Origin of the sequence: Streptomyces sp. NBC_00210 (assembly GCF_045160975.1) — a bacterium.
Taxonomy (GTDB): domain Bacteria; phylum Actinomycetota; class Actinomycetes; order Streptomycetales; family Streptomycetaceae; genus Streptomyces.
Window position 1 is genome coordinate 965,395 of record NZ_CP108120.1, and the last position, 25,917, is coordinate 991,311.

At 70.3% G+C, this 25,917-nt stretch carries 28 protein-coding genes and 1 pseudogene; 16 read left to right on the forward strand and 13 right to left on the reverse strand.

Annotation, left to right across the window (positions count from 1 at the left end):
* Positions 1 to 39 precede the first annotated feature (39 nt).
* The 3 genes from OG729_RS04310 to OG729_RS04320 all read right to left on the reverse strand — a co-directional run bounded on the left by OG729_RS04310 (position 40) and on the right by OG729_RS04320 (position 3,785).
* Positions 40 to 1,053: a plastocyanin/azurin family copper-binding protein gene (locus OG729_RS04310; RefSeq protein ID WP_405804388.1), complete on the reverse strand. Its 1,014-nt coding sequence runs from the start codon at positions 1,051 to 1,053 to the stop codon at positions 40 to 42.
* A gap of 41 nt (positions 1,054 to 1,094) precedes the next feature.
* The gene (locus tag OG729_RS04315) at positions 1,095 to 2,411 is read right to left on the reverse strand and encodes a CopD family protein (protein ID WP_405804389.1); all 1,317 of its coding nucleotides are present in this window, start codon (positions 2,409 to 2,411) and stop codon (positions 1,095 to 1,097) included.
* A 990-nt stretch (positions 2,412 to 3,401) separates the two neighbouring features.
* The gene (locus OG729_RS04320) at positions 3,402 to 3,785 is read right to left on the reverse strand and encodes a winged helix-turn-helix transcriptional regulator (protein ID WP_405804391.1); all 384 of its coding nucleotides are present in this window, start codon (positions 3,783 to 3,785) and stop codon (positions 3,402 to 3,404) included.
* Positions 3,786 to 3,960: 175 nt separating this feature from the next.
* On the opposite strand from OG729_RS04320, the gene OG729_RS04325 reads away from it, so the two are divergent.
* The 3 genes and pseudogenes from OG729_RS04325 (at position 3,961) to OG729_RS04335 (ending at position 5,356) form a co-directional block, all read left to right on the forward strand.
* Positions 3,961 to 4,449: a luciferase family protein gene (locus OG729_RS04325; RefSeq protein ID WP_360865506.1), complete on the forward strand. Its 489-nt coding sequence runs from the start codon at positions 3,961 to 3,963 to the stop codon at positions 4,447 to 4,449.
* 76 nt (positions 4,450 to 4,525) lie between these two features.
* Positions 4,526 to 4,738, forward strand: a pseudogene (locus OG729_RS04330) (flavodoxin domain-containing protein); the annotation flags it as partial.
* Positions 4,739 to 4,891: 153 nt separating this feature from the next.
* The gene (locus OG729_RS04335; RefSeq protein ID WP_405804392.1) at positions 4,892 to 5,356 is read left to right on the forward strand and encodes a DUF6640 family protein; all 465 of its coding nucleotides are present in this window, start codon (positions 4,892 to 4,894) and stop codon (positions 5,354 to 5,356) included.
* A 105-nt stretch (positions 5,357 to 5,461) separates the two neighbouring features.
* Here the strand turns inward: OG729_RS04335 and OG729_RS04340 are convergent, their stop codons facing one another.
* Together OG729_RS04340 and OG729_RS04345 are read right to left on the reverse strand one after the other, a co-directional pair.
* Entirely contained in the window at positions 5,462 to 6,283 is an 822-nt protein-coding gene (locus OG729_RS04340; RefSeq protein ID WP_405804393.1) for a DUF427 domain-containing protein, read from the reverse strand.
* Positions 6,284 to 6,302: 19 nt separating this feature from the next.
* Positions 6,303 to 6,587 (reverse strand): hypothetical protein, encoded by a 285-nt coding sequence (locus tag OG729_RS04345; RefSeq protein ID WP_405804395.1) that lies wholly within the window; start codon positions 6,585 to 6,587, stop codon positions 6,303 to 6,305.
* A gap of 260 nt (positions 6,588 to 6,847) precedes the next feature.
* Between OG729_RS04345 and OG729_RS04350 the strand changes: the two genes are divergently transcribed.
* The 5 genes from OG729_RS04350 to OG729_RS04370 are packed head-to-tail and all read left to right on the forward strand — an operon-like array spanning position 6,848 to position 11,033.
* Entirely contained in the window at positions 6,848 to 8,260 is a 1,413-nt protein-coding gene (locus OG729_RS04350) for an ATP-binding protein (RefSeq protein WP_405804397.1), read from the forward strand.
* The gene (locus OG729_RS04355) at positions 8,257 to 8,691 is read left to right on the forward strand and encodes a roadblock/LC7 domain-containing protein (protein WP_360865519.1); all 435 of its coding nucleotides are present in this window, start codon (positions 8,257 to 8,259) and stop codon (positions 8,689 to 8,691) included. Before OG729_RS04350 ends, OG729_RS04355 begins: the two co-directional genes overlap by 4 nt.
* Complete coding sequence (locus OG729_RS04360) at positions 8,688 to 9,050, forward strand: DUF742 domain-containing protein (protein ID WP_360865521.1); 363 nt, start codon at positions 8,688 to 8,690, stop codon at positions 9,048 to 9,050. The genes OG729_RS04355 and OG729_RS04360 overlap by 4 nt, the downstream gene beginning before the upstream one ends.
* On the forward strand, positions 9,028 to 9,627 hold the full coding sequence (locus tag OG729_RS04365) for an ATP/GTP-binding protein (RefSeq protein WP_360865524.1): 600 nt from the start codon (positions 9,028 to 9,030) through the stop codon (positions 9,625 to 9,627). Before OG729_RS04360 ends, OG729_RS04365 begins: the two co-directional genes overlap by 23 nt.
* Positions 9,624 to 11,033 (forward strand): cytochrome P450, encoded by a 1,410-nt coding sequence (locus OG729_RS04370; RefSeq protein ID WP_360865526.1) that lies wholly within the window; start codon positions 9,624 to 9,626, stop codon positions 11,031 to 11,033. Before OG729_RS04365 ends, OG729_RS04370 begins: the two co-directional genes overlap by 4 nt.
* Before the next feature lie 160 nt (positions 11,034 to 11,193).
* Here OG729_RS04370 and OG729_RS04375 read toward each other — a convergent pair whose 3' ends face one another.
* Positions 11,194 to 12,159, reverse strand: a complete 966-nt coding sequence (locus OG729_RS04375) for a pirin family protein (protein ID WP_405804400.1) — start codon at positions 12,157 to 12,159, stop codon at positions 11,194 to 11,196.
* Between the two features lie 250 nt (positions 12,160 to 12,409).
* Here OG729_RS04375 and OG729_RS04380 point away from each other — a divergent pair, with 250 nt between their 5' ends.
* A complete protein-coding gene (locus tag OG729_RS04380; protein WP_405804401.1) occupies positions 12,410 to 12,763 on the forward strand; it encodes a tetratricopeptide repeat protein in 354 nt (117 codons plus the stop codon).
* 8 nt (positions 12,764 to 12,771) lie between these two features.
* On the opposite strand, the gene OG729_RS04385 is transcribed toward OG729_RS04380, so the two are convergent.
* The 3 genes from OG729_RS04385 to OG729_RS04395 all read right to left on the reverse strand — a co-directional run bounded on the left by OG729_RS04385 (position 12,772) and on the right by OG729_RS04395 (position 15,599).
* Positions 12,772 to 13,695 carry an AEC family transporter gene (locus OG729_RS04385; protein ID WP_405804403.1) on the reverse strand — a complete coding sequence of 308 codons (924 nt, stop codon included), beginning with the start codon at positions 13,693 to 13,695 and terminating at the stop codon, positions 12,772 to 12,774.
* A gap of 67 nt (positions 13,696 to 13,762) precedes the next feature.
* Positions 13,763 to 14,113: a VOC family protein gene (locus tag OG729_RS04390; protein ID WP_360865537.1), complete on the reverse strand. Its 351-nt coding sequence runs from the start codon at positions 14,111 to 14,113 to the stop codon at positions 13,763 to 13,765.
* 55 nt (positions 14,114 to 14,168) lie between these two features.
* Positions 14,169 to 15,599 carry a dihydrolipoyl dehydrogenase family protein gene (locus OG729_RS04395; protein WP_405804405.1) on the reverse strand — a complete coding sequence of 477 codons (1,431 nt, stop codon included), beginning with the start codon at positions 15,597 to 15,599 and terminating at the stop codon, positions 14,169 to 14,171.
* 118 nt (positions 15,600 to 15,717) lie between these two features.
* Between OG729_RS04395 and trxA the strand changes: the two genes are divergently transcribed.
* Positions 15,718 to 16,110, forward strand: a complete 393-nt coding sequence (gene trxA / locus OG729_RS04400; RefSeq protein ID WP_360865543.1) for a thioredoxin — start codon at positions 15,718 to 15,720, stop codon at positions 16,108 to 16,110.
* Between the two features lie 217 nt (positions 16,111 to 16,327).
* Here the strand turns inward: trxA and OG729_RS04405 are convergent, their stop codons facing one another.
* Positions 16,328 to 17,512 (reverse strand): thiolase family protein, encoded by a 1,185-nt coding sequence (locus tag OG729_RS04405; RefSeq protein ID WP_405804407.1) that lies wholly within the window; start codon positions 17,510 to 17,512, stop codon positions 16,328 to 16,330.
* Positions 17,513 to 17,663: 151 nt separating this feature from the next.
* On the opposite strand from OG729_RS04405, the gene OG729_RS04410 reads away from it, so the two are divergent.
* Entirely contained in the window at positions 17,664 to 19,151 is a 1,488-nt protein-coding gene (locus tag OG729_RS04410; protein ID WP_405804409.1) for an IclR family transcriptional regulator C-terminal domain-containing protein, read from the forward strand.
* Positions 19,152 to 19,184: 33 nt separating this feature from the next.
* Here OG729_RS04410 and OG729_RS04415 read toward each other — a convergent pair whose 3' ends face one another.
* Complete coding sequence (locus tag OG729_RS04415) at positions 19,185 to 19,454, reverse strand: hypothetical protein (protein ID WP_405804410.1); 270 nt, start codon at positions 19,452 to 19,454, stop codon at positions 19,185 to 19,187.
* Positions 19,455 to 19,536: 82 nt separating this feature from the next.
* Positions 19,537 to 20,559 (reverse strand): LacI family DNA-binding transcriptional regulator, encoded by a 1,023-nt coding sequence (locus tag OG729_RS04420; RefSeq protein ID WP_405804411.1) that lies wholly within the window; start codon positions 20,557 to 20,559, stop codon positions 19,537 to 19,539.
* A gap of 106 nt (positions 20,560 to 20,665) precedes the next feature.
* Here OG729_RS04420 and OG729_RS04425 point away from each other — a divergent pair, with 106 nt between their 5' ends.
* From OG729_RS04425 to OG729_RS04435, 3 genes are all read left to right on the forward strand, one after another.
* On the forward strand, positions 20,666 to 20,824 hold the full coding sequence (locus tag OG729_RS04425; protein ID WP_405804412.1) for a hypothetical protein: 159 nt from the start codon (positions 20,666 to 20,668) through the stop codon (positions 20,822 to 20,824).
* A 131-nt stretch (positions 20,825 to 20,955) separates the two neighbouring features.
* A complete protein-coding gene (locus OG729_RS04430) occupies positions 20,956 to 21,654 on the forward strand; it encodes an alpha/beta fold hydrolase (RefSeq protein ID WP_405804414.1) in 699 nt (232 codons plus the stop codon).
* A 217-nt stretch (positions 21,655 to 21,871) separates the two neighbouring features.
* Positions 21,872 to 22,333 carry a type II toxin-antitoxin system PemK/MazF family toxin gene (locus tag OG729_RS04435; protein WP_360865563.1) on the forward strand — a complete coding sequence of 154 codons (462 nt, stop codon included), beginning with the start codon at positions 21,872 to 21,874 and terminating at the stop codon, positions 22,331 to 22,333.
* Positions 22,334 to 22,340: 7 nt separating this feature from the next.
* On the opposite strand, the gene OG729_RS04440 is transcribed toward OG729_RS04435, so the two are convergent.
* Positions 22,341 to 23,174, reverse strand: a complete 834-nt coding sequence (locus tag OG729_RS04440; protein ID WP_405804416.1) for a TIGR02452 family protein — start codon at positions 23,172 to 23,174, stop codon at positions 22,341 to 22,343.
* 136 nt (positions 23,175 to 23,310) lie between these two features.
* Between OG729_RS04440 and egtA the strand changes: the two genes are divergently transcribed.
* Positions 23,311 to 24,594 carry an ergothioneine biosynthesis glutamate--cysteine ligase EgtA gene (egtA, locus tag OG729_RS04445; protein ID WP_405804417.1) on the forward strand — a complete coding sequence of 428 codons (1,284 nt, stop codon included), beginning with the start codon at positions 23,311 to 23,313 and terminating at the stop codon, positions 24,592 to 24,594.
* Positions 24,591 to 25,901, forward strand: a complete 1,311-nt coding sequence (gene egtB / locus OG729_RS04450; RefSeq protein ID WP_405804419.1) for an ergothioneine biosynthesis protein EgtB — start codon at positions 24,591 to 24,593, stop codon at positions 25,899 to 25,901. Before egtA ends, egtB begins: the two co-directional genes overlap by 4 nt.
* Positions 25,902 to 25,917 lie beyond the last annotated feature (16 nt).

Sequence of the window (25,917 nt, forward strand, 5' to 3'; positions counted from 1 at the left end):
TGGCAGAACCCGGTGACCCTCAGCCGGGCTCGGTGACCCTCAGCAGGACTGTGTGAGGTACTTCTCGGTGGGAGCGAACAGGTGCTCGGCCCACACGGTGTGCGTCTTGACGTACGCGTCGGGGTTGAGGATGTCCTGGATCTGCTGGCCGGGCGACTCCTCCAGGTGGGCTGACTTGACGTGCTGCAGCAGCACGCTCAGCGTCCCGTCCGCGGTGGCGCCACCGCCGTCGACCGCGGGTGTGAGGATCGATTCGAGCCAGACCGTGTGCATCTTGATGTAACTGTCGAGATTCAGCGCGTCCTGGATCTGCTCGCCCGGCGACTCCTCCAGGTGGGCGGACTTGAGGTGCTGAAGGATCGGCACCAGGACCTGCTGGACGCTGTGGCACTGCTCATCGGAACCGCTGCCACCCGTCGAGCCACCGCCGCCCGTCGCACCTCCCGAGTGGCTGCCGCCGGAGTCGGAGCCGCCCGACGTGCCACCGGTGTGGCCACCAGTTGAACCGCCCGTACCGCTCCCGCCGGTCGACCCGCCGCCGGAGGCCGAACCCCCGGAGCCCGAGCCACCCGTGCCCGATCCACCGGAGCTGCCGGAGCTCTTGTCGACGACAGTGATCTGCGCCTTCATGTCCGGGTGCACGGCGCAGTAGTACGAGTACGTGCCGGCCTTGGTGAAGGTGAACGACCAGCTCTCGCCCTTGTCCAGGTTGCCGGAGTCGAACTTCTCCGGGCCGCTGGTGATCGTGACCGTGTGTGGCGCCGAGTCCTCGTTGACCCATTTCACCGTCTGGCCGACGGTGACCGTCAGCTTTGGTTGTGCATAGGCCATGTTCTTGATCACGATGGTGTGATCGGCCGGCTTTGCCGCCGCGGGCTGTGCCGCCTGCGCGGCGGCGGGGGCGGCGGTGTCCGCCACCGGGGTTCCGCTCGCCGACTGCAGCAGCGCCAGACATGTCACGGCGGTGACTGCGGCAGCCAGGCCGCCGATCAGTAGCGCGCGATTACCTCGCCGGGATGGCGCCCTGCGGCGCCGGGTGTCTTCATCCTGCATAGCAGCACGAACTCCTCGCATAGAAAGGGCAGTTGGGACGGTCAGCGACCGGGGGCGGCCGTGACGAGCAGACTCGCCGCAGCGAGGACGGCCAGCACGAGGCCCGTCTCAGCCGCAACCGAGTAGACGAAGGGCCGTACGGTGGTGCGGTCGCCCCGCAGCAGTACGGCGATGTCGAGCCGAGTGCGCACCCAGCTCCGGCTGCGCTGCGCGACGAGCAGCACGGTGGCCAGCAGCGCGACCTTGACCAGCAGCAGCCGCCCGTACGACGTGTCGAACAGCGCCCCGAAGGACCTGAGGACCTGCCAGGACAGCACCACTCCTGCCGCCGCGACAGCCGTCACCGACACCCCCGCGAGCGTGGAGTAACGGTGCACGACCGCGGCCAGCTCGTCCGGTCGGCGCCGCGGCAGTACGCCGGTCAGCAGCAGCACGAGGCCGCCGATCCACAACGAAATGCCCAGCAGGTGCACCAGATCGGCGACGGCACCCCAGCCGGAGTGGGTGCCCTCGGTGCCGTGCCCGGACATGCCGACCGTGCGCAGCAGCCCGAGGCAGACCACGGCTGCGCCCACCCGCCAGCCCGGCGAGCGGGCGGTCCGCTCACCGCCCTGCAGAACGGCGGCCAGTACGACGGTGGCCAGCAGCCAGAGCAGTGCTCGCGCGGCCCGTGCGATCCCCGCCTCTCCGGCCAGCGCATCGGCGTACGTCGCCGGGTCGAGGGCGTCGCCGAGTGACCCCATGGCGGCGTACGCGCCCTGCAGCCCGGTACCGGCCACCGTTGCGGCGAGCCCGCACACCCAGGCGAGGGTGAGGACGGTGCGGGCGCGACGGTCCTCGCTGCCCTGCGGCCAGAGCAACGTAAGGAATCCGAGGCCGCCGACGAACAGCGCGAGGGCGAGGTATTCGACCCAGCGTGCGGCGGTGACGGATTCCCGCAGCATGCGGGAGGGCGCCGGGACAGCATCCTCGTCGCCGGGCCCCGCGGCGACGGCGCGTACCTGGAAGGAGAGTTTGCCTGCGGTGGCGTGGCCGTCGTGTTCGTCGGTGACTCGCCACACCAGGGTCAGCCGCTTGCCCGCGGCGCCCACGGACTTCGGGACGGCCACTGCGACGGCTCGGGGATGCCGGGCGTCGGGCCGGGTGACTGCCAGCTTCCTGCCGCCTGCCGTCACTCGCACTTCCGCCGGATCGACCGGCTCACTGAATGTGAGCTGCACGATGGGTGGGACGTGGTCGAGCCGCGCGCCGTCCTTGGGCGTGGAGGAGGTGAGTTCGGTGTGGGCGGAGGCCGTTGGCGCGCACAGCAGCACAGCGATGAGCACAAGCAGGACGACGCTCGCCCGGCGGATGGTCATGGCGTCGCCTCCACGCCGGCGCTCGGCACGCCAGGGAACACGACGCCGGGCATGAGGCCGGTGCACATGGGCGGAGCGGAGGCCGCCGCCGCGGGCGAGGCCGAAGCTGAAGGGGCGCCCGGCACAAGGAGACTGTCCAGCAACCCCTTCACGGGCGCGACGACACCATTGAGCAGGGGCTGCACGAGGTGCACTTCGCCGTCCTGGCAGGCCTGCGACTCGGACGGCGGGGGACTGGGCCACGACGGCGCGCCGGGACCAGTCGGGTGGCCTGCGTGGCCCCCAGGTTGAGAACTGTGATCGTGCGCGGATCCCCCGTCGGGCTTGTCCGTCACCGGCAACATCCCGCCTACGCCCCCGCCTTGCCACCCACTACCGGTGCCGGGCACGTCTGTTGCGGGGGTATCCGCCTCGGCGGCGCCTGCCGCGGGCGGCGAGACGGACGGCGGCGCCGACGGGTAGGTAGTCGGCGGTGAAGCGCTGTTCACGGCCCCGGCCCCGGGAGCGCCGATGCCGGAGGCGTAGCCAAGGACAACGACCACCGCCGCGACAAGCACACCTGCGACGACCTCGTCACGGTGATCAGCCGGCCATGACGCCCTGGGAATGAAGGGCATGGGCACTCCTGTCGTGGTCACATGAGTTGCGATGCGAAGGAGTGGAGCGGTGCGACGATTCCCCGGCACTACGCGTCAGTTAATCGGGGGTGCAATACCCCTCTCTCAACACCTGTCTTCCCTGTGAGAACGGACAGCTCCACCGAACGCCCCGCATTAGCACCCGTGAAGAAACGGTGAATTCGAACGCGCTTCGGGATTCCCTTTTCGAAATCACCAACTATGCATATGCGCACGATCTTGAGGCCGATACCGCGGTATTTCCAAGGAGGGATCACCCGTCGCCGGCCATGTGCCGCAGATGCCCTCGCGGCACGGGCAGAGGCAGAGGACGACCGGATTGCGCCACCGCGGGGTTGGAGAGGAACCGCAGTCAGCCTTCGGCCCAGGCTTCCTCTTCCTCCCGTGCGGCGTCATAGGCGCGTCGGGCGGCGGCAACCTGTGGCAGGTGCGCCTCGGACCAGCCCACGAGGGTGTCGAAGACGGGCACCAGGGTTCGGCCCAGGTCGCTGATCTCGTATTCCACCCGGGGCGGGATCTCCGCGTGGTAAGTGCGCACGATCATGCCGTCACGTTCCAGCTGACGCACACGCTGGGTGAGGACCTTGGGGGTGATGGTCGACACGAGCCGCTGCAGTTCATTGAAACGCAGCCGCCCATGGTGTTCGAGCACCCACAGGATCGGGGTGGTCCAGCGGCTGAACACCAGGTCAACCACCGGATTGATCGGGCATGCCTGATCCACCGGCTCGGCCATGACCGTCTCCTTACCGCCCGGCCCGCGAACCCGCGGGGCACTATCCCTGAGGTAACCACTATACCGAGGAAAGTAGCCTGGTGGTGTTGCTGAAGACAGCAGCCCGGCACTCCCGCCGAACCGGACCAAGCCCCTTTCCTGGGGCACGGTCTCCTACGGGAAGGAAGGCACCACCATGACGTTCCCGGCACTCCCCGAGCGTGACGGCGACCGGCCCGAGACCGGGCCCGAGGTCCCGCACCTGCAGTTCACCCAGACCAGCCAGCGGCAGATCAAGGAAGAACTGCGGCAGTGGATGGCCACCGCGCTGCCCGGCATCGTCCCGGGCCGCAGCGAGATATCCGTCCCCAGCACCTGGGCGGTGTTCCTCAGCGACGTCGCCCCGGCCGAGGGCGCCCGGCTGTTCCTGCCCCGGGGGAACGCGGAGTTCGCGCACCTGCACGCCGACGGCAGCCTCCACCTGGCTCTGGACCCGGCCGACCACCCCGCGTTCCTGGCCTCCGGGTGGGGCGAGAAGCACCCTCTGTACGACCGCGGCGTCAATGTCGTCATGTTCTACGCCCCCCGCGACCAGGCCGAGCTCGAGGTGGCCAAGAAGGTCATCGCGGCCTCCTACCAGTACGCAACCGGCCGCGCTCTGACCGTCACGACCGCTGCGGCCTGACCTTGCCACCTGCCTGCATGGCGGCGCGCTGAAGGCGCCGCTACCCCAACCGCCCGAGTTTCAAGGAGAATTGACCGTGTCCGCTGTCTCGATCGCCGTTGCCTACCACTCCGGCTACGGCCACACCGCCCAGCTCGCCACCGCCGTCCAGACCGGCGCTGCCTCCGTGGAGGGGAGCGAGGTCCATCTGCTCGACGTCACCGCGCTCACGGACGGGCAGTGGGCGCTCCTGGACGAAGCCGACGCCATCATCTTCGGCTCCCCCACCTACATGGGCACCGCCTCCGGCAGGCACTCATCTACGCCCGCGGCCGCGCGATGACCGCCCAGGCCGCCTGACAACAGCAGCGCGGCCGCGCTCATCGAGGCACACCACGTGAAGTGGCCCCTGACCGGCAGGCAGCCTACTGGCCGGCCTGCCGCATCCCTGCGGAGGAATCCCATGCCCAAGATCAGTACAGGGCGAGCCATGCTGACCCTGACCTCGCTCGCCACGATGAGCCTCGCGTACGTGGCGGACTGGAATGAAACGCACATCTACAACCCCGGCTGGACGCCGCACGCGAAGTTCCACAACGCCCAGACCATGAGCCTCGGCGCTGCGCTCGGCCTGGTGGGTCTGTACGCCCTGTGGATGCGCCGCGGCGCCTGGTCGCACTCCCGGCTCCAACTCGCCGCCGGCGTCGCATCGTTGTACTGGATCACTCAGCTGTCGGCGATCTTCTACCCCGGCACGGCGCTCGTCGACCCGCCGAGGACCTTCGCCCCTCAGCCCGCACTCGCCGCGGCCATATTGGCCCTCAACGCGCTCGCGTACATCGTCGAGCGCCGACGGATCGGGCGCAGCACCAGGCAGACGCGCACGAAAACCGCCCACCTCGGCGCCGCCGGCACCAGCAGTCCCTGACGATGCGAGCGCCGCGATGCCCAGCCCGGTGATCCGGTACTCCACGAACCGGGCCCGCCGGCGGCCCACCGGCTGAAATGTGGAACCGAGTTGTCATCCAGAACTCTAGGGCGACGGCTTGCTGAAGAAGGTGACCGGACGCTGCTGCCGCTCTCCGTCGACGACGATGTCGACGGACTCGTTGTAGAAGGCCACCCGGTCCCTGATGATCCGCACGGCGGGCAGAGGATCGGGATAGCTCCAGGCGATGTCGGGCCGCACGTCGGCGTCGCCCGCCCACGACCAGTAGTCGGTCGCCACACCCTTGTACGGGCAGCGGGTTCGCGCACTGGTTGGGGTGAAGAGATCGAGGCGGACGTCCTCCCGCGGAATGTAGTAGCGGACCGGCAGGTGCGTCTCGAACAGCAGAACCGGCGTACGCGTGTCCGCGACGACGGTGCCCTCGATCTCGACCTGGACGTGCCGGGTGCTGGGCAGCGCGTCCACCCGCTTGTACGGGTCACGCGGGTGCACGAAGATCTCCTCGTCCTCTTCGTACCAGTGGTCGAGCACCTCGCGCCCGAACCATTCGAAGCTGATGTAACCGGCCAGCTCCTTGCTGGGATAGGTCCACGCCGCCGCCTGGACGGTCCGTTCGGCGAGCGCAAGGTCGCAGAAGACCGTCGCTCCCCCGTGACGCCGCGGGTTGGCGGGCCGCTCGGTCCTTCGCAGCAGATCCATCCGGACGTCTTCGGCCGGGAAGGCGTACAGGGGTACGGGACGACCGGGCTCCCACACAAGAATGGGCCGGCGGCTGTCCACGACCGTGACCTCACCCTTCGTCGCACGCACCCACCGCTCACTCGACTCCCAGGTCACGCTGTCGATCGAATCGGGCCGACGGCGTTCGACCGGCAGGCCTTCCGGGCCCCCATGCGGAGTGGTCATCGCTCTCCTCCTCGCTCTGTCAGGTGCCTTTGGAAGCCGGTACCCCCGATGCCGCGGTGCCGCGCAGGCATCCATGTCCACGCTGCTCCGGATCAGAGCTCCCCGCAAACGCCGCCTTCGGCGGAACTGCGGCAGCCAGTCGCTCGTCCAGGGCGCCGATGCCGATGACGGACACGCCGTCGGGCGCGCCGTCCGGCACCAGGACCCGGCGCGGGAGCATCCCGGGGCCGGCCACGGCGGTCCGGCGGTGTCTTCGGTGCGGCACCCGGACTCGCTGCTGGAGCACCACCCGCGTCTCCGTCATACCGGGCGTAGCGGACAGTTACCAGTTGGTAGCACCTTGTTGAACTCCTTTTGTTCCCGCGCTGCGCTTGAAGCCTCCCGTCAGACCAAGGATGATCAGGCACTCCAACGCCCCCTGATGGACGCGGGTGTTCCCTGGCACCACCAACGCCACGGTGCCGCGTCCGGCCATGCCGATCGCAATCCGATGGGTCCTCAGAGCCGGTTTCCGCCTGCCCCGCTTCCTCCGGGCCTGCCGCACTCCCCCTTCATGAGGACCTGATGACACAACACATACCGGAGGCGGTGTTCTGGTGCCTTGCCGTGGTCACGTCGGCCGGACTGTTGCTGCTGGTACGCCAATACCGGATCACCGCCACCCTGCGCCGTCGAGTGACGATCCACGAAGCCGGCCTGCTCGCCCGTGAAGAGGAGGCCCGGCACCTCGCCGAGGTGCGGCTCTCTGCACTGGTCGAGGCGTCCCACGGCACCGCGCCCATGCCCGGACCGCTCGACGCGGATCTCGCCGGGACGCCCTACGGAAAGAACCTGCAGAAGATCGTCGAGCAGTTCACCGGGGCGGCCGAGGCCGCACAGTCCCGGGCGGACAAGGCGGCGAAGGCAACGCTGAAGTCGGCGATGCGCGCCCTGCAGGCCCTGGCCAGCGAGCAGCAGCTGTCGATCTCGGACATGCAGGACCGGCACGACGACCCGGATGTGCTCAAGGACCTCCTGGAGATCGACCACGCCAACTCCCAGTTCGGCCGGAGGGCACAGGCCATCGCCGTGCTCTGCGGCTCATGGCCGGGCCGGCAGCGGGCCGCGTCACCGCTCCTCGACGTCGTACGCGGTGCGACGTCGAGAATCCGGGACTACCGACGCGTCAAGCTGCACTCCCGGGTCGACATGGACGTGGTGAGCCGAGCCGTCGAGCCGGTCGTCCTCGCGGTTGCCGAGCTGCTGGACAACGCGGCGCGGCACTCCCAGCCCAACACCACTGTCGAAGTCGGCATCCAGCCCGCCCACAACGGCGTCAGCATCGTCGTCGACGACGCCGGCGTAGGAATGGAGGTGCGCGAGACCGAGGAAGCCGCGCGGCGCCTGTCCGGCCGGGAGGACATCGACATCAACCGGCTCGGCAACCCGCCGCAGTTCGGCTTCGCCGTCATCGGCGTGCTCGCCGCCCGGTACGGATTCAGCGTCTCTGTCGACACGCAGTCCCCGTACGGCGGTGTGCGGGCCGTACTCTTTCTCCCCAACGCGCTCCTCAACCGGGTTCGTTTCAAGGGCCCGCCGATCCCCTTGGAGCGGGCCGAGACGCCGGACGCCCCCGAGCCGGCCTCCCCCGGCGCACCCGAGGCGGCCTCCCCCGGCGCACCCGAGACCGACGCCGTCGGGAACGCAGCAGCCCAACCGAGTTCCGCCAAGGCACCTGCCCGGCCCCGGCCGTCCGCCGAATCGTCGCCCTTCCCCGACACTGAGGCAGCGCAGTCGTCCACGGCGGGAGGCCTGCCCAAGCGCCGCCGACACACGCCGCAGCACCAGGCGGCCGACGCCCCCGCGGACCAGGCCCGCTCCGATTCCGCACTGGTCCGCCCCGCCGCCGAGACCGCCTCCCGCATGAGCGCGTTCGCCCGCGGCACCCGCTCCGGCCGCGATACCTCCCCCGACAGCGAAGGGAACACCCAGGAATGACCGGCCATATGACCAATGAACTCGGATGGATGCTCGACGAGGTCCTGAAGGTCCCGGAAGCCCGGCACGCGATCCTGCTCTCCGCAGACGGCATGCTCCGCGCCCACTCCCAGGGCATCAAGCGCGAAGACGCCGAACGGCAGGCCGCGGCATTGTCCGGACTGCAGTCGATCAGCCGTAGTACCTCCGAGTTCTGCGCACCGGAGACCTCGCCGTGGCAGCAGACACTGGTCGAGTTCGTCGACGGATACGTCTTCCTGGTGGCTGCCGGCGCGGGCGCCTATCTCGCGGTCTCCGCCGGCCAGGAGGTCGACATGGAGGCCGTCACCTACAGCATGCACAAGCTGGTCGACCGGCTGGGCAAGGAGCTGACCAGTCCACCACGACAGAACTCCGTACCCGGCAGGCCAGACGGCTCAGGTACGGCATGACCCCGCCACGCCCCCGGCGTGACAGAGGACTCGTACGGCCGTACGTCGTCACGGACGGCCGCGCCCATCCGACGCGCAACACACTGGACCTGGTGACGCTGGTGACGGCGGTGAACAACCGTCCCCTGACCGGGCTGAGCCCGGAGAAGCTCGGTGTCATGAAACTGTGCCGCGGCGGAGCGCTGTCGGTCGCCGAAGTGGCCGGCCACCTCGCTCTGCCGATGAGCGTCACCAAGGTTCTGCTCAGCGACCTCATCGACAGCGGCCATCTCACCGTCCGGCCTCCCGTTCCCAAGGCACAACTGCCCGACGCCCAACTCCTGCAGGAGGTTCTGGATGGGCTCCGCTCCCGTTTCTGACCCGGTCTACGTCGCGGACACCGTCACGACCGCAGTCAAGATCCTCGTGGTCGGCCACTTCGCAGTCGGCAAGACCACGTTCGTCGGCACACTCTCCGAGATCCGGCCGCTGCGCACCGAGGAAACGATGACGCAGGCCGGCGAACTCGTCGACGACCTTGCGGGGATCCCCGACAAGACCACGACGACCGTGGCCATGGACTTCGGCCGCCTCACGCTCAGTGAGTCCCTGGTGCTGTATCTCTTCGGCGCCCCCGGGCAGAAGCGCTTCACCCAGCTGTGGAAGGACATGCTGGTCGGAGCGCTCGGCGCACTGGTGCTGACGGACACCCGAAGGCTCGACCAGTCCTTCGACATCATGGGTCTGTTGGAAGAGCACGACATGCCCTATGCGGTCGCCGTCAACCAGTTCGACGGCGCGCCGGTCTTCCCCGAGGAGGAGATCCGCGAGGCTCTCGACCTGCTCCCGGAAACCCCCCTGATCACATGCGATGCGCGGGAAGCCACCTCCTCCGCCGAAGCTCTGATCTCCCTCATCGAGTACCTCCAGACCCGCACCCCTCAGGAGCAAGGATGACGACGCCCCGGCCCGTGCGTGATGACGCGGTACCTCCTCCCGGCTGCCCGGCACACGCCGGTGCGCGTTCGGTTGAGCAGTTGTACGGCCCCGAGTTCGCCGCCGACCCCATGGCGTCGTACGCCCGACTGCGCGCCCACGGCTCCGTCGCGACCGTGGACATAGCACCCGGCGTAAGCGCCTGGCTGGTCACCGGCTACGAGACCGCTCTGGAGGTGCTGCGCAGTCCGGAGCGCTTCTCCAAGGACCCGCGCCGCTGGCGGGCTCTCGCCGACGGGACGGTGCCGGCAGACAGCCCGGTCGTACCGATGATGATGTACCGGCCGAACGCTCTGTGGACCGACGGGGACGAGCACAGTCGGCTGCGCGGCGCCATCACCGACAGCCTCGGCCGCGTGGACCCCGACGCGCTCAGGGGGTACGTGGAGCACAGCGCAGACACCCTCATCGACCGGATCGGGCCCAAGGGGCGGGCGGATCTGCTCAACGAGTACGGTGCCGTCCTGCCGTTGCTGGTCTTCAACCAGCTCTTCGGCTGCCCGCCCGACACCGGGGACAAGCTGGTCGAGGGCATGTCCGGGATCTTCGACGCCAACGCCGACTCCGAGAAGGCGAACGCGTTGCTGACCGAGGGCGTCGCCGAGCTGGTAGCACTCAAGCGCCGACAGCCGGGGCCGGACGTGACGTCCTGGCTGATGGCCCATCCCGCGCAGCTCACCGACGAGGAGATGATGCATCAGCTGGTGCTCCTCATGGGCGCAGGCACCGAGCCCCAGCAGAACCTGATCTGCAACGGACTGCGGCTGCTGCTGTCCGACGACCGGTTCGCCGGTGATCTCGCAGGCGGCAGCGTGCCCGTCGAGGACGCCATCGACGAGGTGCTGTGGACCGACCCGCCGCTGGCGAACTACACCATCCACTATCCGCTCCACGACTTGGAGCTCGACGGAACCCTCGTCTGCGAGGGTGAACCCATTCTGATCAGCCTGGCCGCCGCGAACACCGACCCCTCCCTCGCCGGCGACCGCCGGACCGGCAACCGCGCACACCTGGCGTGGAGCGCGGGACCGCACACCTGTCCCGCGAAGAGCCCCGCCCGGTTGATCGCGGCGGTCGCCCTGGAGAAGCTCCTCGACCGGCTCCCCGACATTGAACTGGCAATTGCCGTCGAGGAGTTGGAGTGGCGGCAGGGACCCTTCCACCGGGCTCTGGCCGCCTTGCCGGTCCGCTTCCCGCCGATCAGTCCCGCCGACCTGCCTTCCGGAAGCAGCGAGTGGAACACGAACCCGGTCCTGTCGTCCGCGATCCCTCCGGCGCCGACATCCACGGCGAGCGAACCCGGATCGGCGAACGTGGCTGGGCAGCGCTGGTGGAGCTCCCTGGCAAGGTGGTGGCACGGGCGATAAGTCACCCAACCCTGCTGAAGGGAGACATCAGGACCACGTTGTACGTGACCGGGATAGGAGGACAGCAGTGCGCGCGAGGCGACTGTCGTGAACCGGTCGGGCCGAGCACCGGATTTCCGATCCACCGCTCGCCATCGCAATCAGTGCCCATAACCCCAAGTCAACGTACTCGTCCGCGCGGTTTCAGGGGCACCGGCGGGAGTTCGGGAGCCGGCAGCGGAGCGCCGTCGTACCCCTTCACCTCACCGAACCGAGCCCCCTCCATCCACGCTTTCCGAGCCTCATCGATTTCCTGATGGGAACGGCCCACGAAGTTCCACCACATGACGATCTCCTCCTCGAACGGCTCGCCGCCGAGGAGCATCAGGCCGGCGTCGGACTCGGCGCGCAGCGGGAGTTCGGTGCGGCCGCAGCCGAGGTAGAGCATCGACCCCGGCAGTACGGGCACGCCGTCCACATGGGCTTCGCCGGACATCGCGAGCACGGCGTACTCGAAGTCGCGGTCGAGCGGCAGGCTCGTTTCGGTTCCGCGGGCAAGCGCCAGGTCGGCGCCCACGATCGGGCTGTAGGTCGTGCCGGGCGAGGCCGCGCCGTCGAGCTCACCCAGGATGACGGTGGCCGTCAGACCGGGCGCGGCCACGGTCGGCAGCCCGGCATGGTGCTGGAAGTGCGGCTCGACGGCGCGGTGTGCGTCTGGGAGCGCTACCCACAGCTGGGCTCCGTGGAGGAAGCGTGCGTGCGGCTTCGGGCTCTCCTCGGAGTGGCTGATCGCCTGACCTGAGGTCATCAGGCCGAGTTCGCGCGGCCGGATGGTCGCCAGGCTGCCGGTGCTGTCGCGGTGCAGCACCTCGCCCTCGTGGAGCCAGCTGACGGTCTGGAGCCCCATGTGCGGGTGCGGCGGGACCTGCATTCCGGGCTCGTCGGCGATGTCGTCAGGGCCGTAGTGATCGACAAAGGCCCAGGCGCCGACCATCCGGCGGCCCAGGTTGGGCAGCAGACGGCGGACCACGGTGGACTCGCCGAGCTGGACCCGGCGGGGGCTGAGGAGTTCACGGACGGGCTCGGCGACGACAAAGCCACGACCGCCGCAGACGGAGAGGGCGGCCTGACGATCGAGATTGCTCATGCTGTCAAAGTACTCGTTCGAGTCGTGGGTGCCCCCGAGAAGCGCTCGCCACCCCACCGAGCGCCTGTCCTGTGGTGGAGGAAGAGGAAAGCTCCGACAGCGGCCGGGGCCAGGCCCAGGGCGGTCGTGGCGCGTGTGAAGGCGGCGGTCCGCCCGGCCCCTCCGCTTTCGCAATGATGGTGGAATTTTCAACCATCGTCGGATGTTGGCCGGGATGCGACCGCCACACAGGCGTCCGAGAGGAGAGCAAGTGAACGACACCTACTACGAGTACGGCACCGCCGCCGACCGATGGGACCGCGCGCAGCTGTTCTTCGACGCCAAGGAGTACGTGACCGCCGCCCGGATTCTCGGCGGTCTGGTCGAAGAGGAGCCGGAGCAAATCGCGCCCCGCCTGTTGCTCGCCCGCGCCTACTACCACTCGGCCCGGCTGAGCAAGGCCGAAACCGAGCTGCGGGCCGTGCTGGAGCTCAGCCCGGTGGAACACTATGCGCGGCTGATGCTGGGCCGCACGCTGGAGCGCCAGGGGCGGGACGAGGACGCCGCACCGCATCTGCGCATGGCTGCGGCGATGTCCGGGGACCAGGCCACCAAAGCCCACTAAGGCGGGAGTCATGCGAGCAGCCAGGCGATCAGCGACAGCGACCCCATCGACAGCAGTGTGGACAGGAGTACTGCATCCCTGGCGAGCTCCGTGTTCAGCCGGTACTCGGACGCGAAGATGAAGGCGTTCTGTGCTGTGGGCAGCCCGGCGCACAGCACCACGGCGAACAGCTCGCGCCCGCCCAGGCCGAAGGCCCAGCGCGCGAGCGCATAGGCGAGCAGCGGCTGTACGGCGATCTTCAGTGCCACCAGCACACGCCGTTCGCTGCGGCCGGTCGCGTCGTCGCTCCGTGCCCCGGTGTTCAGTGACATGCCGAGTGCGAACAACGCGGCGGGGACGGCCGCGCCTGCGAGCATCTGGACCGGAGCGGTCAGTTCGGAAGGCAGCCGCCAGCCCGCCGCCGAGACCGTCACACCGGCCGCGGACGCCGCGATGATGGGGTTGCGCAGCGGCAGTTGCGCAATCCGGCTCCATCTGTCGCGCGCTCCGCGCCGTACATCGAGATCTATCAGCACCAGGATCAGCGGCGTGATGAACAGCGTCTGGAACAGTGCCGCGGCGATGACGAACGACGCGTCGCCCAGGACATGTACGGCGATGGGGATGCCCAGATTGGCCGAGTTGACGTACGCCCCCGCCATCGCCCCGATGGCCCGGTCGGCCTGACGGCGGCGGAAGACCAGGCGGCCCAGCAGCAGGCCCAGCGCGAACACAATGAGCAGGCTGGCCGCGAACACCGCCACGCCGGGGCCGGCCAGCTCGGACACCCGCGCTCGGGACAGGGTCAGGAACAGCAGCGCCGGCATGGCGAACGCGAAGGCGAACCGCCCCAGCACACCCTGCGCCTGGCTGCCGAGCACATTGAACCGACCGGCCGCCCAACCGACACCGGTGATCGCCCAGATGGGCAGGAAGCCGGAGAGCACGTTCACCGCGTCAGCATGCCCGACGGCGATCACCGCGCCGCAGCCGCCCCCGGCGGCCCTCGGAGGGGACGGCTCAGCTGCGGTGGCTGACGACGTTGACGACCCGCCCGTTGGGGTCGCGTACGAAGAAGCGGCGTACGCCCCACTCTTCGTCCCGCAGCGAGTGCACGATCTCCGCGCCCCGTTCGAGCATTGCCGCGTACACCGCGTCGACGTCGTCCACCTCGATGCTCAGGTCGGCCTCGACCGGCGCGGTCGCGTCGTGGGTGGCGAGAGTGATCTGGGCGGTGGGGTTGTCCGGGGATGCCAGGGTGATGACCCAGCCGTGGTTCATGACCTCCTCGAGACCGATGAGGCCGTAGAAGTCCCGGCTCTCTGCCATGGACTTCGTACGGATGTCGGGCACAACCCGGCGTACGGACATCGGCTCTTCCTCCCCGTCACGGTCGGCGCGTCCGGAAGGACACCCCCTAACCCCCCTAACCCCTGTATGCCTCCAGCAGCCTCAGCCACACCTCGCTGATCGTCGGAAACGCAGGCACCGCATGCCACAGCCGGTCGATCGGCACCTCGCCCGCGACCGCCACCGTGGCCGAGTGCAGCAACTCGCCGACGCCCGGGCCCACAAAAGTGACCCCCAGCAGGATCTCGCGGTCCAGGTCGACCACCATCCGGGCACGTCCGCGGTAGCCGTCCGCGTACAGGCTCGAGCCCGCGACCGAGGCCAGGTCGTAGTCGACGGCGCGGACCCGGTGGCCGGCCGCCTCGGCCTCGGCGAGCGAGAGGCCGACGGCCGCGGCCTCCGGGTCGGTGAAGACGACCTGCGGGACGGCCGAGTGATCGGCGGTCGCGGCGTGCGCGCCCCAGCGGTCGGACTCCAGCAGCGGCACATGCTGCGCCCTGGCCACGATCGCCGCGCCCGCAATCCGGGCCTGGTACTTGCCCTGGTGGGTGAGGAGTGCGCGGTGGTTGACGTCGCCCACCGCGTACAGCCAGCGACTGCCGTCGACCAGGCAGCTGTCGTCGACGGGCAGCCAGCTGCCCGGCCGCATGCCCACCGTCTCCAGGCCGAGGCCGTCGGTGCGCGGGGCGCGGCCGGTGGCGAAAAGGACCTCGTCGGCCTCGATCCGCTCACCGCCGTCCAGCACCAGCGTGACCGGACCCGTGCCGCCGGTGCGCTCGACGGAAGCGACGGCTGTGTGCGTACGGACCTGGGCACCGGCCTCGGTCAGCGCTTCGATGACGTGCTCGCCGACGAAGGATTCCATCCTGGGCAGCACTCCCCCGCCGCGAACCAGCAGGGTGACCTTCGAGCCGAGTGCCTGCCAGGCGGTGGCCATCTCCACGCCGACCACACCGCCGCCGACGACCGCAAGCCGGCCCGGCACCTTCTGTGCGCTGGTGGCCTCGCGGCTCGTCCACGCCTTTGCGCCGGCCAGGCCGGGGATGTCGGGCAGCACGGCACGGCTGCCGGTGCACACGACGACGGCGTGCCGGGCGGTGAGCACATGGCGCTCGCCCTCGGGGCCGTCGACGACAACCTTCTTCGCACCCTGCAGCCTGCCCTGCCCGCGGTAGAGGCGTGCGCCGGTCGAGTCCATCCAGCCGACCTGGCCGTCGTCCTTCCAGTGGGAGACCTGATAGTCGCGGTAACTCAGCACGGCCTCCGCGTCGAGCGGCCCCTGCGCCGCGTCGCGAAGACCGGCCACACGGCGGGCGTCGGCCCGGGCGATCGCAGGACGCAGCAGTGCCTTGCTCGGGATGCATGCCCAGTACGAACACTCACCCCCGACCAGTTCGGTCTCCACGACCGCTGTGCTCAGACCGGCCGCCCTGACCCGGTCTACCACGTTCTCCCCTACCGGGCCTGCGCCCAGCACCACTACGTCGTACTCCACAGCTTCCGTCATAAAGTCAGTCTGGTGCCGGGTGTGCGTCCTGGCCACATGGGCAGGGGCAGGAATAGCACGGCCCCGGGCACCGTTGTCGGGGGCGAGTCCGTCGGACAGCAGGAAGAGGTAGCACGTCATGAGCACTGTTGAGCTCACCAAGGAAAACTTCGATCAGGTCGTGACCGACAACGACTTCGTCCTGATCGACTTCTGGGCTTCCTGGTGCGGCCCGTGCCGGCAGTTCGCCCCGGTCTACGAGGGTGCTGCCGAGCGCCACCCCGACCTGGTGTTCGCGAAGGTCGACACGGAGGCTCAGCAGGAGCTTGCCGCTGCGTTCGAGATCCGCTCCATTCCCACGCTGATGATCGTCCGTGACAATGTCGCGGTCTTTGCCCAGCCGGGAGCGCTGCCGGAGGCAGCGCTCGAGGACGTGATCGGGCAGGCGCGCGCGCTGGACATGGACGAGGTCCGCAAGTCGATCGCGGCGGCCGAGGGCGCCGCCGGGGCGGAGGCCTCGACCGACGCCTGACGGACCGACGCCTGACAGTCCGAGGCCCGACGGAGGCTTGTCAGGGGCCGAAGGCCGGCCGGCAGTGCGCCGGCCGGCCCCTCGCCCCAGGGCCACCGTGGGCCCGTCGCCGGTCGCCCCCCGCGAGCCAGGCGCCCGTAGGCCCACCGCCCGTAAGCCAACCGCCCGTCGGCTCGCGCCCGTAAGCCCCGCGTCCGCCTGCCCAACGCCCGTCGGCTCAGCGCTCCAGGACGAGCGCGATCCCCTGTCCGACACCGATGCAGAGCGCGGCCACGCCGGTTCCCGAACCCGCCGCCGCCAGCTGGTGGGCGACCGAGCCGGCCAGCCGGGCCCCCGACGCGCCGAGCGGGTGGCCGATGGCGATGGCCCCGCCACGCGGGTTGACCAGGGACGGGTCCAGGTCGGGCCACTCCGCGAGGCAGCCGAGCGACTGGGCGGCGAAGGCCTCGTTGAGCTCGAACGTGGTCAGGTCGGCGAACGACCTGTCCGCCTTGGCCAGCGCTCGCTGAACCGCGTCCACCGGCCCAAGACCGAAGAGGTGCGGCTCAATGCCGGTGACCGCCGAGGCGCGGATCCGGGCCAGCGGCTCGCGGCCGGTGGCCCGCAGCCCCTCCTCGTCGACGAGGAGCAGCGCGGCTGCCCCGTCGTTGAGAGGTGAGGAGTTGCCCGCCGTCACCGTGCCGTCCTTACGGAAGGACGGCTTCAGCTTGGCGAGCGCCTCCATCGAGGTGGCGTCGCGGATGCACTCGTCACGCGCCGGCTCCACTCCCTCGTAGCCGACGATCTCACTGTCGTAGAGCCCCTTGCCCCAGGCCGCAGCGGCCTTCTGGTGACTCGCGAGGGCGAAGGCGTCCTGCCGCTCGCGGGTGATGCCGTGCTTCTCTGCGATCAGTTCGGCGCTCTCGCCGAGCTGGATCGTCCACTCGGCGGGCATGCGCGGGTTCGTCATGCGCCAGCCCAGCGTCGTCGAGTACAGCTGCTGGTGGCCGGCGGGAAAGGCACGCTCGGGCTTCTGCAGCACCCACGGGGCCCGGGACATCGACTCGACACCGCCCGCGATCGCGATCGACGCGTCGCCGAGCGCGACGGCGCGGGCCGCCTGGATGACCGCTTCGAGGCCGGAGCCGCACAGCCGGTTGACGGTGACGCCGGGGACGGTGACGGGCAGACCGGCGAGCAGAACGGCCATCCGCGCGACATCACGGTTGTCCTCACCCGCGCCGTTGGCGTCACCGAAGACCACATCGTCGATACGGGCGGGGTCGAGCTCCGGAGTGCGTTCCACGAGCGCCCTGACGACATGCGCGGCGAGGTCGTCGGGGCGTACGGAGGAGAGCGCGCCCCCGAACTTGCCGATCGGGGTGCGGACGGCGTCGACGATGTAGACGTCGCGGATGCTCATCGAAACTCTCCCAAGGCTGGCCGAGCGTATAAGGTTGTTCGCCTGATGAACTTTGGTTCATCATTGGCCCCGCCCGAGTCTCTGCCGGGCGCGGGTCGCTGTCAACGGCCCCCACCCAACGGCCCACGTCGACGGACCGAGGAGCTCGCCGATGTCCATCGCCGCACCGCCCACCGCCACGGTCGGCCCGCTGGAGCGCGGTCTTTCCGTACTGTGCGCCCTGTCCGCGCCGGACGCGGACGAGCGGATGCGGCACAGCGATCTCGTACGGGCCACCGGGCTCGCCCGGGCGACCGTCGATCGGGTCGTCTCCACTCTCGCCCGGCTCGGTCTGGTACGCAGCGACGGGCGCGAGGTGTGGCCCGCACCCCGGCTGATGGAGCTGAGCGGTGCCTACCTCGCGGCCAGCGGGATACCGGCGGCGCTGGGACCGGCGGTGGACCGGCTCGCGGACGAGTTCGACGAGTCGGTGTCGGTCGCGGTGCCGGACGGGGACGGCGTGCGCTTCGTCGTACAGGCCGCCCGGCGGCGCCATATGAATCTCACCTTCCGGATCGGCGATCTGGTGCCCGCCGACCGGTGTGCACCGGGCACGCTGTTCACCGGAGGCCAGGACTGGGCGGGCGACGACCAGCTGATCGAGCCGGGACTGGTGGCGGTCGCCGTGCCGCTGCGCGATCCGGCGCGGCGGACGGTGTGCGCGGTCAGTGTGGCCAGCCACACCAGCCGGCACACCGTGCAATCCCTTGCCGAAGCGGTACTCCCCCGGCTGCTGCAGCGGCGCGGCACGCTGGAGTCCGCGCTCGCCGCACCCCGTGCCACGGCACCCTCGTCCGCCCCCGTACGGGACACCTCGCCGGCCGAGAAGCGCGAACTGGGGCCGGACTATCTGCAGTCGCTGGCCCGCGGGCTCGCGGTACTGCGCGCGCTGGGAGCCGACCGCGGCGAAGGGATGCCGCTCACGGCCGTCGCCGAGGCGACGGGACTGGCGCGCGCGACGGCAAGGCGCTCGCTGCTGACGCTGGAGCAGCTGGGGTATGTCGGCTGCGCCGGGCGGCAGTTCAGGCTGCGGCCGCGCGTGCTCGAACTCGGCTGTGCGCGCCTGTCCGGTCTCGGGCTGACCGATGTCGCCCAGCCGCACCTGGCCGATCTGGTGCGGCGGGTCCATGAGTCGGCGTCCCTGGCGGTGCTCGACGGCGCCGACATCCGCTATGTGGCGCGCGTGCCGACCGTACGGATCATGAGCATCGACATCACGGTCGGTACACGCTTCCCGGCGTACGCGACCGCGATGGGGCGGGTGCTGCTCGCCGGACTCACGCCCGGGGAGCGGCCCGCCGTCGACGGCCGGCTGCCCGCGCTCACCGGACACACGGTGACCTCGGCCGATGAGCTCACCGCGCTGCTCGACAAGGTGGCGGCCGATGACCATGCGCTGGTCGACCAGGAGCTGGAGGAGGGGCTGCGCTCCCTGGCCGTCCCGGTGCGGGACGGCCGGGGCCGGGTGGTGGCCGCAGTGAATGTGGCGCAGCACGCGGGGCGCGGCACACCCGAGGAGATGCGCCGGGCGATGCTGCCCGAGCTGCGTCAGGCGGCTCGGCTCATCGAGGCCGACCTGGCCGCGCTGGAGCCACGCTGAAGCCGCCTCGCCGAGGCCCGGACGAGTGCGGTGTCAGCGGTCTGCCGGGTCGACGACTCTCGCCGAGAGTCCGTAGTCCAGCTCCACCCCGTCGACCAGCAGTGCCTCGACCGTACGCGTCGTGGGGTCGATGTCCGCCACCAAGCCCTCGCCCGAGTAGCGCGGGTAGCCGGAGGACCCGCGCTCGCCCATGGCCTCGACGACGGCGGAGCGGATGGCGCTTGCGGCCAGGGAGGCGACATCGCTGTCCTTGACATGCTCGGGCACCAGCAGGATCTCGAAGCGCTGCGGATCTGTGCTCATGCAAGCGACGCTAGACACGCACGGCGCGGCCCGCATGTCGTCATCGTGCCGACCCCGCCGAAGCTGTGTCGGTTCGGTTCGGTCAGCTGGACTCGCGGTGGACGGCCCGCGCCCCCATCAGGTCGTGCCGCTCCTGCTCGGCGCCGGGGTCGCGCACGACTCGGTCGACGAGTTCGGCCAGCCGCCGACCGGTCACCATGTCGATCTGCACCGTGCTCAGCCGGGGCCGCAGCAGCCTGCCGAGCAGCAGATCGTCGGCCCCCACCACGGCCGTCTCGCCCGGGACATCGATGTCGGCGTCCTGGAGGGCGCGCATGAGGAGCATGGCGTACTCGTCGTTGTACGCGTAGACGGCGTCGAGCCCGAGCCTGCGCCAGTCGGCGGCGAGGGCGGCGGCCGACTCCTCGGCGTACGACAACTGCAGGGGTTCGATCCGGGCTCCGGTGTCCGCCGCGGCCCGCCGGGCTCCCTCGAGACGGGGGCCGGCGAAGAGCCCCGGGCCCGGCTCCCGCGGCATGACGACGCCGATCGCGCGCCTGCCGCGTTCTACCAGATGGGCCACCGCGCAGTCGCCGATCTCGCGCTGGTCCATGACGAGGGAGTGCGCGCCCTCGATACGGCGCGGACCGAGCGTTATGACGGCCTTCGCGCCGGAGCGCTTGAGGACCCCGACGCCGTGCGGCGCGAGCGCGACCTCGCCGAGCGAGACGACCGCGACAGGGCGCAGTTCGGCCCAGGCACGGGCCGCCTCGTCGCCGTCGAGGCCGAGGCTGCCGTACTGCACGACTGTGTAGTCGAGCCGGCGCAGCGCCCGCTGGAACTCGTTGAAGAAGCGGCTGTAGAGCGGCCCGCCCGGGGCATCGGCCGTGGGCAGCAACACCATCCGGGAGTGTCCGGCGCGCAGGCTGCGGGCCGCTGCGTGAGGGACATAGCCGAGCTCCTCGGCAGCGTCGCGGACACGCCGGCGGGTGGGCTCGCTGATCCGGACGGCAGAAGTGTTGTTGAGCACGTACGAAACGGTGGCCCGGGAAACTCCGGCGAGCCGGGCGACGTCTGCACTGGTCGGAACGGGGCGTTCAGCGGACTGCTTTGGTGTCTGGCTCATCGCCCTCGGCATCCTTCCAGAACCGTTCGGCACCAAGTCCGACGGATGGCCGGAAACGAGTGCCACACGGCGTTTGCACGAGTCAATCGGTGCGTCCCACCTTCCCTTGTCGCACCCGCTCCTTCAGCCCGTCCTCGGTGTCCTGCTCACCCTTCGGGCCGGGAACATCGACCCGGCGGCGAGGGCCGCCAACTTCGGCTGGATCTCCGGTATCTCGGCCGTTTTCGCCACGCTCCGGTGGCCGATGCCCTCCCGGTCCGGGTGACGATGGTGGCACCGAAGGCGCAAAACGCCGCGAGCGATATGGGCGCGCTGGGCGCACCCGACCCGTACGGTTCGCTGAATACTCCCGCATGCTCCCGCGTATCGGAATCACCACACCGGAAGGGCTCCAACGTGCAGCTGCACACCACCACTTGGGGTGGGGGCGACCGCGTCGCGCTCCTGATCCACGGCATCATGGCCGACCACCGCACCTGGCGCAGGGTCGGGCCGGCCCTCGCCGAGCTCGGCTACCGCGTGCTCGCAGTCGACCTGCGCGGTCATGGCGCGAGCGGCCGGGCCGGCAGCTACACCCCGCAGGACTACGCGGACGACATCATCGAGACCCTCCCGGCCGGCGCCCAGCTGGCCGTCGGGCACTCGCTGGGCGGACTGACGCTCTCGCTGGCCGTGCGGCAACTCGCGCCACAGCGCGCGGTGTACGCCGACCCGGCCTGGTATCTGCCGGACGGGGCAGGCGGCTTCAGACCGCAGTGGTTCACCCGCGCGAAGTCCTTCACGCGAGAACGGATCGAGGAGATGAATCCGCGCTGGGAGGCCGAGGACGTCGAGATCGAACTGGACAGTGTGCGGCTGTGGGACGAGGCGACGGCGTACGGCCTGATGGATGCCGCCGGCACGGATCTGCTGCCGGCCAAGCCGTTCGTCCCCTCTCTGGTGACGCTCGCCGACCCGAGCTCCCTCGTCTCCCGGGAGCGGGCTGAGCTGTTGCAGGAACGCGGCTTCGAGGTCCGCAGCGTCGCGGGCGCGGGCCACACCATCCACCGTGACGACTTCGACGGCTTCATGGCCTCGCTGGAGGACTGGATCTGACGGCCGGCCGGGGCGCGCCAGGAGGTCGTCGCCCAGCAGTCGGCCGAGAAGTGGCCGGAGATCGTCGAGGGCACGGTTTCCTCGGTGAACGGCGCGGCTCCGCCCGCGCCGCGCGCGGAGACGGTCCTGGAGAAGATCCCGGTGGTGGACGGGCCGAAGGAATGAGTCCGGGCACCCGCCCCGCGGCAGCGATCGCACAGGTCCTACCGTGGGGCGGGTGACGAGCCTCCCTGACGCATTCGACGAGCCTTCCGACCTGCCCGGGCGCAGTGGCCCTGCGGCCACGACCGAGGCGGAGCCCGCCGAGGTGGGCCCGGTCCGCACCTCGTACGCTCCCGCCCGCGACGGCGATCCCGACCCGGGCGAGATCGTCTGGACGTGGGTGCCGTTCGAGGAGAACGACGGGCGGGGCAAGGACCGTCCGGTCCTGGTGGTGGCCCGTGAGGAGGCCGGGACGCTGCTGGCCGTACAGCTTTCCAGCAAGCGCCACGACCGGGACCGTGAGTGGGTGGCCATCGGCGTCGGCCCGTGGGACCGCGCGGGCCGCGAGTCCTGGGTCGACCTGGACCGGGTCCTTCGGGTGCACGAGGACGGCATGCGCCGTGAGGCGTGCGCACTGGACCGGCCGCGGTTCGACCGGGTCGTGCAGCGGCTGCGGGAGCGCTACGGCTGGAGCTGACCCGCCGCTACCGCTGGAGCTGACCCGCGAAAGTGCTCCGGAAGGCGCCGAGCGTGCTTGCAGCGGCCGTACGGTCCAGTACCGCGAAGACGACATGCTCGAAGTGACCGGCGAACCGGCCGTCCCCGGTGAGCAGGGCGTGGAACGCGCCCGCGACCGCCGCGGGGTCGTTTCGGAAGACCCCGCAGCCCCAGGCCCCCAGCACAATCCGCCGGTAGCCGCACTCGGCCGCCGTCTCCAGCACCCTCTCGGCCCGCGCGGCGAGGGCGGCCGGGATGCGGTGCGCCTGCTCGGGGCTGCGGCTGGTGATCACCCCGGCGTTCGGCGCGGGCGAGGTCAGGAATCCCACGGTGTACGGCGCATCGAGCAGCCGGCCACGGTCGTCGCGGAAGACCGGGACACCCGGGGAGTGAATGACCCGGTCGGTGTAGAACGGGCTGCGGTCGGCGCGGTGGTGCTCGTAGAACCCGGGGGCGCGCAGCAGCGTGGCATAGAGCGCGGAGGCGCGGCACAGAGCCTCCTCCTGGGCCTGTGCGCCGTTGAGATAGCCCCCGCCGGGGTTTCGCGCCGATGCGAAGTTCAAAACGGCTACGGGTGAGCTGTCCGCCGCGGTCAGCCGGTGCGCCGCCTGGGTGCTGCTCTCGCCCGTGACCTCGAAGGACGTCGAACGGTTTGTATCCAAAGCGACCACTACGGCCTCGGGTCCGTACATCCGGGTGCCCGCCAGCGCGGCGGCCAGCTCCCGCCCGATCTCGACCCTGCGACCGTCGCCGGCCAGGTAGTGACCCGCTTCGACGATCTCTTCGGTCTGTTTTGCGATCCCCCGCAGTCGTGCGCTCATGGGGGACATCGTCCCGACGGGCCGCCGCCGCGGCAATCAAATTTCTTACGTCCCGCTGACACCGCACGGGCACTCTTGTGCGAACCGGCGGGCGTGGCTTTAGGTTGGCAGAGAGGCGTCGACAGGAGACCCGATCATGCATCCACCCGATGCCGGCGACTACGGCCGGCCGATCGACCTGGAAGAAGCGGAGGATCTGCTTCGATGTATTTGCTTCAAGACCGGCCCGCCCCGAGCCGTCGGTGTGGAGGTCGAATGGCTCATTCATGAGCTGGAGCGGCCCGAGCGCCCCGTCCCCGCCGACCGCATCGCGGCGGCCCACGAACAGGTACGTACCCTACAACTGAATTCGGTTCTGACCTTCGAACCGGGCGGCCAGCTGGAGCTCAGTTCTCCCCCCGCCGCCTCCCTGATGGAGTGCATCGACTCCACCGCCGCCGATCTGGACGCCGTACGCGCCGCGCTCCGCCCGGCAGGCCTCACTCTCACCGGACTCGGCCTCGACCCCTGGCATCCTCCGCGCCGACTGCTCCACGAACCCCGTTATGACGCCATGGAGGCGTATTTCGACCGGACAGGTCCGTCCGGCCGCGCCATGATGTGCACCTCGGCCTCGATACAGGTGTGTCTCGACGCGGGCGAGGCGGAGCCGGGGCCCCTCGGATACGGCAGACGCTGGCAGCTGGCGCATCTGCTGGGCGCGGTGCTGATGGCCGCGTTCGCCAACTCGCCGGCCCAGCAAGGGAGTCACACCGGCTGGCGGTCGACGCGGCAGGCCGTGTGGGCCGCGCTGGATGCCGTACGTCCCCTGTCGCCACCCCTGGACGAGGAACCGCGCGCCGCCTGGACCGCCCATGCTCTGGACGCGCCGGTGATGTGCGTACGGACGCACGAGGGACCATGGACGCTGCCGGACGGTCTCACCTTCCGCGAGTGGCTGCGCCACCGCGCGCCCAGGCCGCCGACCCGGGACGATCTCGACTACCACCTGACCACCCTCTTTCCGCCCGTACGACCACGTGGCCACCTTGAACTGCGCATGATCGACGCCCAGTCCGGCGAGGACGGCTGGCTGGTGCCGCTCGCGGTCACCGCCGCGCTGTTCGACGACGCCGAGGCGGCGGAGACGGTCTACCGAGCCGTCAAACCGCTCGCGGAGTACGGCGGTTCGCTGCCCGCTCCGCGCAATCCGCTGTGGGCCAACGCCGCCCGGCACGGGCTCGCCGACCCCGAACTGCACGCGGCCGCTGTGACCGCATTCGCCGTCGCCCTGGAGGCGCTCCCCCGGATCGGCGCGTCCGACGCCGTACGGGACGCCGTCGCCGCATTCAATGAGCGCCATGTCCTGCGGGGCCGATGCCCCGCCGACGATCTGCGCATCCCCTCCCTGGGGAGTCTCGGGAAGGAACCGATCGCATGACCGAAGAACTCCGGCGCCGCGCCCTGGATGCGCTGACCGCCGCCCGAGCCCGTACGGCCACGCTCACCTCGTGCGTCGACGACCACGAGCTGACCGCCCAGCACTCACCGCTGATGTCCCCGCTGGTCTGGGACCTGGCGCACATCGGCAACCAGGAGGAGCAGTGGCTGCTGCGCACCGTCGGCGGGCGTGCGGCGCTGCGGCCCGAGATCGACTCCGTCTACGACGCCTTCGAGCATCCGCGCGCCCTGCGGCCCACGCTGCCGCTGCTCGCCCCTGCCGAGGCACGGATCTACGCATCCGACGTACGCGGCAGAGTCCTCGACATCCTTGAGCGCACCCCTCTGGAGGGTCGCCGCCTCGTCGATTCCGCCTTCGCCTTCGGGATGATCGCCCAGCACGAGCAGCAGCACGACGAGACGATGCTCATCACCCATCAGCTGCGCAGGGGTCCCGCGGCCCTCAACGCGCCCGAGCCCCCGGCGGGCAGCGCCCACGGTCTGCCCCTCGAAGTCCTGGTCCCCGGCGGCCCGTTCACCATGGGCACATCGACCGAGCCGTGGGCGCTGGACAACGAACGGCCCGCACACCAGCGGGTCGTACCGGCCTTCTTCATCGACACACTGCCGGTGACCTGCGGCGCGTACCAGGCCTTCATCGACGACGGCGGCTATACGGAGCCCCGCTGGTGGGCGGCCGAGGGCTGGGACCAGATCCGGCAGCACGACATCGGCGCGCCGCTGTTCTGGCGGCGGGACGGCGGCCAGTGGCTGCGCCGCCGCTTCGGGGTGAGTGAGCCGGTGCCCGCGGACGAGCCGGTGCTGCATGTGAGCTGGTACGAGGCCGATGCGTACGCGCGCTGGGCGGGACGGCGGCTGCCCACCGAGGCGGAGTGGGAGAAGGCGGCCCGGCACGATCCGCACTCGGGCCGCTCGCGCCGCTTCCCGTGGGGCGACGAGGATCCGGCGCCGTCGCACGCCAACCTCGGCCAGCGCCATCTGCGGCCCGCCCCGGCCGGCAGCTATCCGGAAGGTGAATCGCCGCTCGGAGTACGGCAGTTGATCGGCGATGTGTGGGAGTGGACAGCGAGCGACTTCCTTCCCTACCCGGGCTTCGCCGCCTTCCCCTACCGCGAGTACTCCGAGGTGTTCTTCGGCAGCGCCCACAAGGTGCTGCGCGGAGGTTCCTTCGCCGTCGACGCGGTGGCCTGCCGCGGCACCTTCCGCAACTGGGACCTTCCGGTGCGCCGCCAGATCTTCTCCGGCTTCCGCACCGCACGGGACGCGACCCCCGCGGAGGCGTCATGAGTGCGCCGGCCCGGCA

Coding starts and splice junctions, on each gene's coding strand:
- OG729_RS04310 (WP_405804388.1), bottom strand. CDS start 1,053: ATGCAGGATGAAGACACCCGGCGCCGCAGGGCGCCATCCCGGCGAGGT.
- OG729_RS04315 (WP_405804389.1), bottom strand. CDS start 2,411: ATGACCATCCGCCGGGCGAGCGTCGTCCTGCTTGTGCTCATCGCTGTG.
- OG729_RS04320 (WP_405804391.1), bottom strand. CDS start 3,785: ATGGCCGAGCCGGTGGATCAGGCATGCCCGATCAATCCGGTGGTTGAC.
- OG729_RS04325 (WP_360865506.1), top strand. CDS start 3,961: ATGACGTTCCCGGCACTCCCCGAGCGTGACGGCGACCGGCCCGAGACC.
- OG729_RS04335 (WP_405804392.1), top strand. CDS start 4,892: ATGCCCAAGATCAGTACAGGGCGAGCCATGCTGACCCTGACCTCGCTC.
- OG729_RS04340 (WP_405804393.1), bottom strand. CDS start 6,283: ATGACCACTCCGCATGGGGGCCCGGAAGGCCTGCCGGTCGAACGCCGT.
- OG729_RS04345 (WP_405804395.1), bottom strand. CDS start 6,587: ATGACGGAGACGCGGGTGGTGCTCCAGCAGCGAGTCCGGGTGCCGCAC.
- OG729_RS04350 (WP_405804397.1), top strand. CDS start 6,848: ATGACACAACACATACCGGAGGCGGTGTTCTGGTGCCTTGCCGTGGTC.
- OG729_RS04355 (WP_360865519.1), top strand. CDS start 8,257: ATGACCGGCCATATGACCAATGAACTCGGATGGATGCTCGACGAGGTC.
- OG729_RS04360 (WP_360865521.1), top strand. CDS start 8,688: ATGACCCCGCCACGCCCCCGGCGTGACAGAGGACTCGTACGGCCGTAC.
- OG729_RS04365 (WP_360865524.1), top strand. CDS start 9,028: ATGGGCTCCGCTCCCGTTTCTGACCCGGTCTACGTCGCGGACACCGTC.
- OG729_RS04370 (WP_360865526.1), top strand. CDS start 9,624: ATGACGACGCCCCGGCCCGTGCGTGATGACGCGGTACCTCCTCCCGGC.
- OG729_RS04375 (WP_405804400.1), bottom strand. CDS start 12,159: ATGAGCAATCTCGATCGTCAGGCCGCCCTCTCCGTCTGCGGCGGTCGT.
- OG729_RS04390 (WP_360865537.1), bottom strand. CDS start 14,113: ATGTCCGTACGCCGGGTTGTGCCCGACATCCGTACGAAGTCCATGGCA.
- OG729_RS04395 (WP_405804405.1), bottom strand. CDS start 15,599: ATGACGGAAGCTGTGGAGTACGACGTAGTGGTGCTGGGCGCAGGCCCG.
- trxA (WP_360865543.1), top strand. CDS start 15,718: ATGAGCACTGTTGAGCTCACCAAGGAAAACTTCGATCAGGTCGTGACC.
- OG729_RS04405 (WP_405804407.1), bottom strand. CDS start 17,512: ATGAGCATCCGCGACGTCTACATCGTCGACGCCGTCCGCACCCCGATC.
- OG729_RS04410 (WP_405804409.1), top strand. CDS start 17,664: ATGTCCATCGCCGCACCGCCCACCGCCACGGTCGGCCCGCTGGAGCGC.
- OG729_RS04415 (WP_405804410.1), bottom strand. CDS start 19,454: ATGAGCACAGATCCGCAGCGCTTCGAGATCCTGCTGGTGCCCGAGCAT.
- OG729_RS04420 (WP_405804411.1), bottom strand. CDS start 20,559: ATGAGCCAGACACCAAAGCAGTCCGCTGAACGCCCCGTTCCGACCAGT.
- OG729_RS04440 (WP_405804416.1), bottom strand. CDS start 23,174: ATGAGCGCACGACTGCGGGGGATCGCAAAACAGACCGAAGAGATCGTC.
- egtA (WP_405804417.1), top strand. CDS start 23,311: ATGCATCCACCCGATGCCGGCGACTACGGCCGGCCGATCGACCTGGAA.
- egtB (WP_405804419.1), top strand. CDS start 24,591: ATGACCGAAGAACTCCGGCGCCGCGCCCTGGATGCGCTGACCGCCGCC.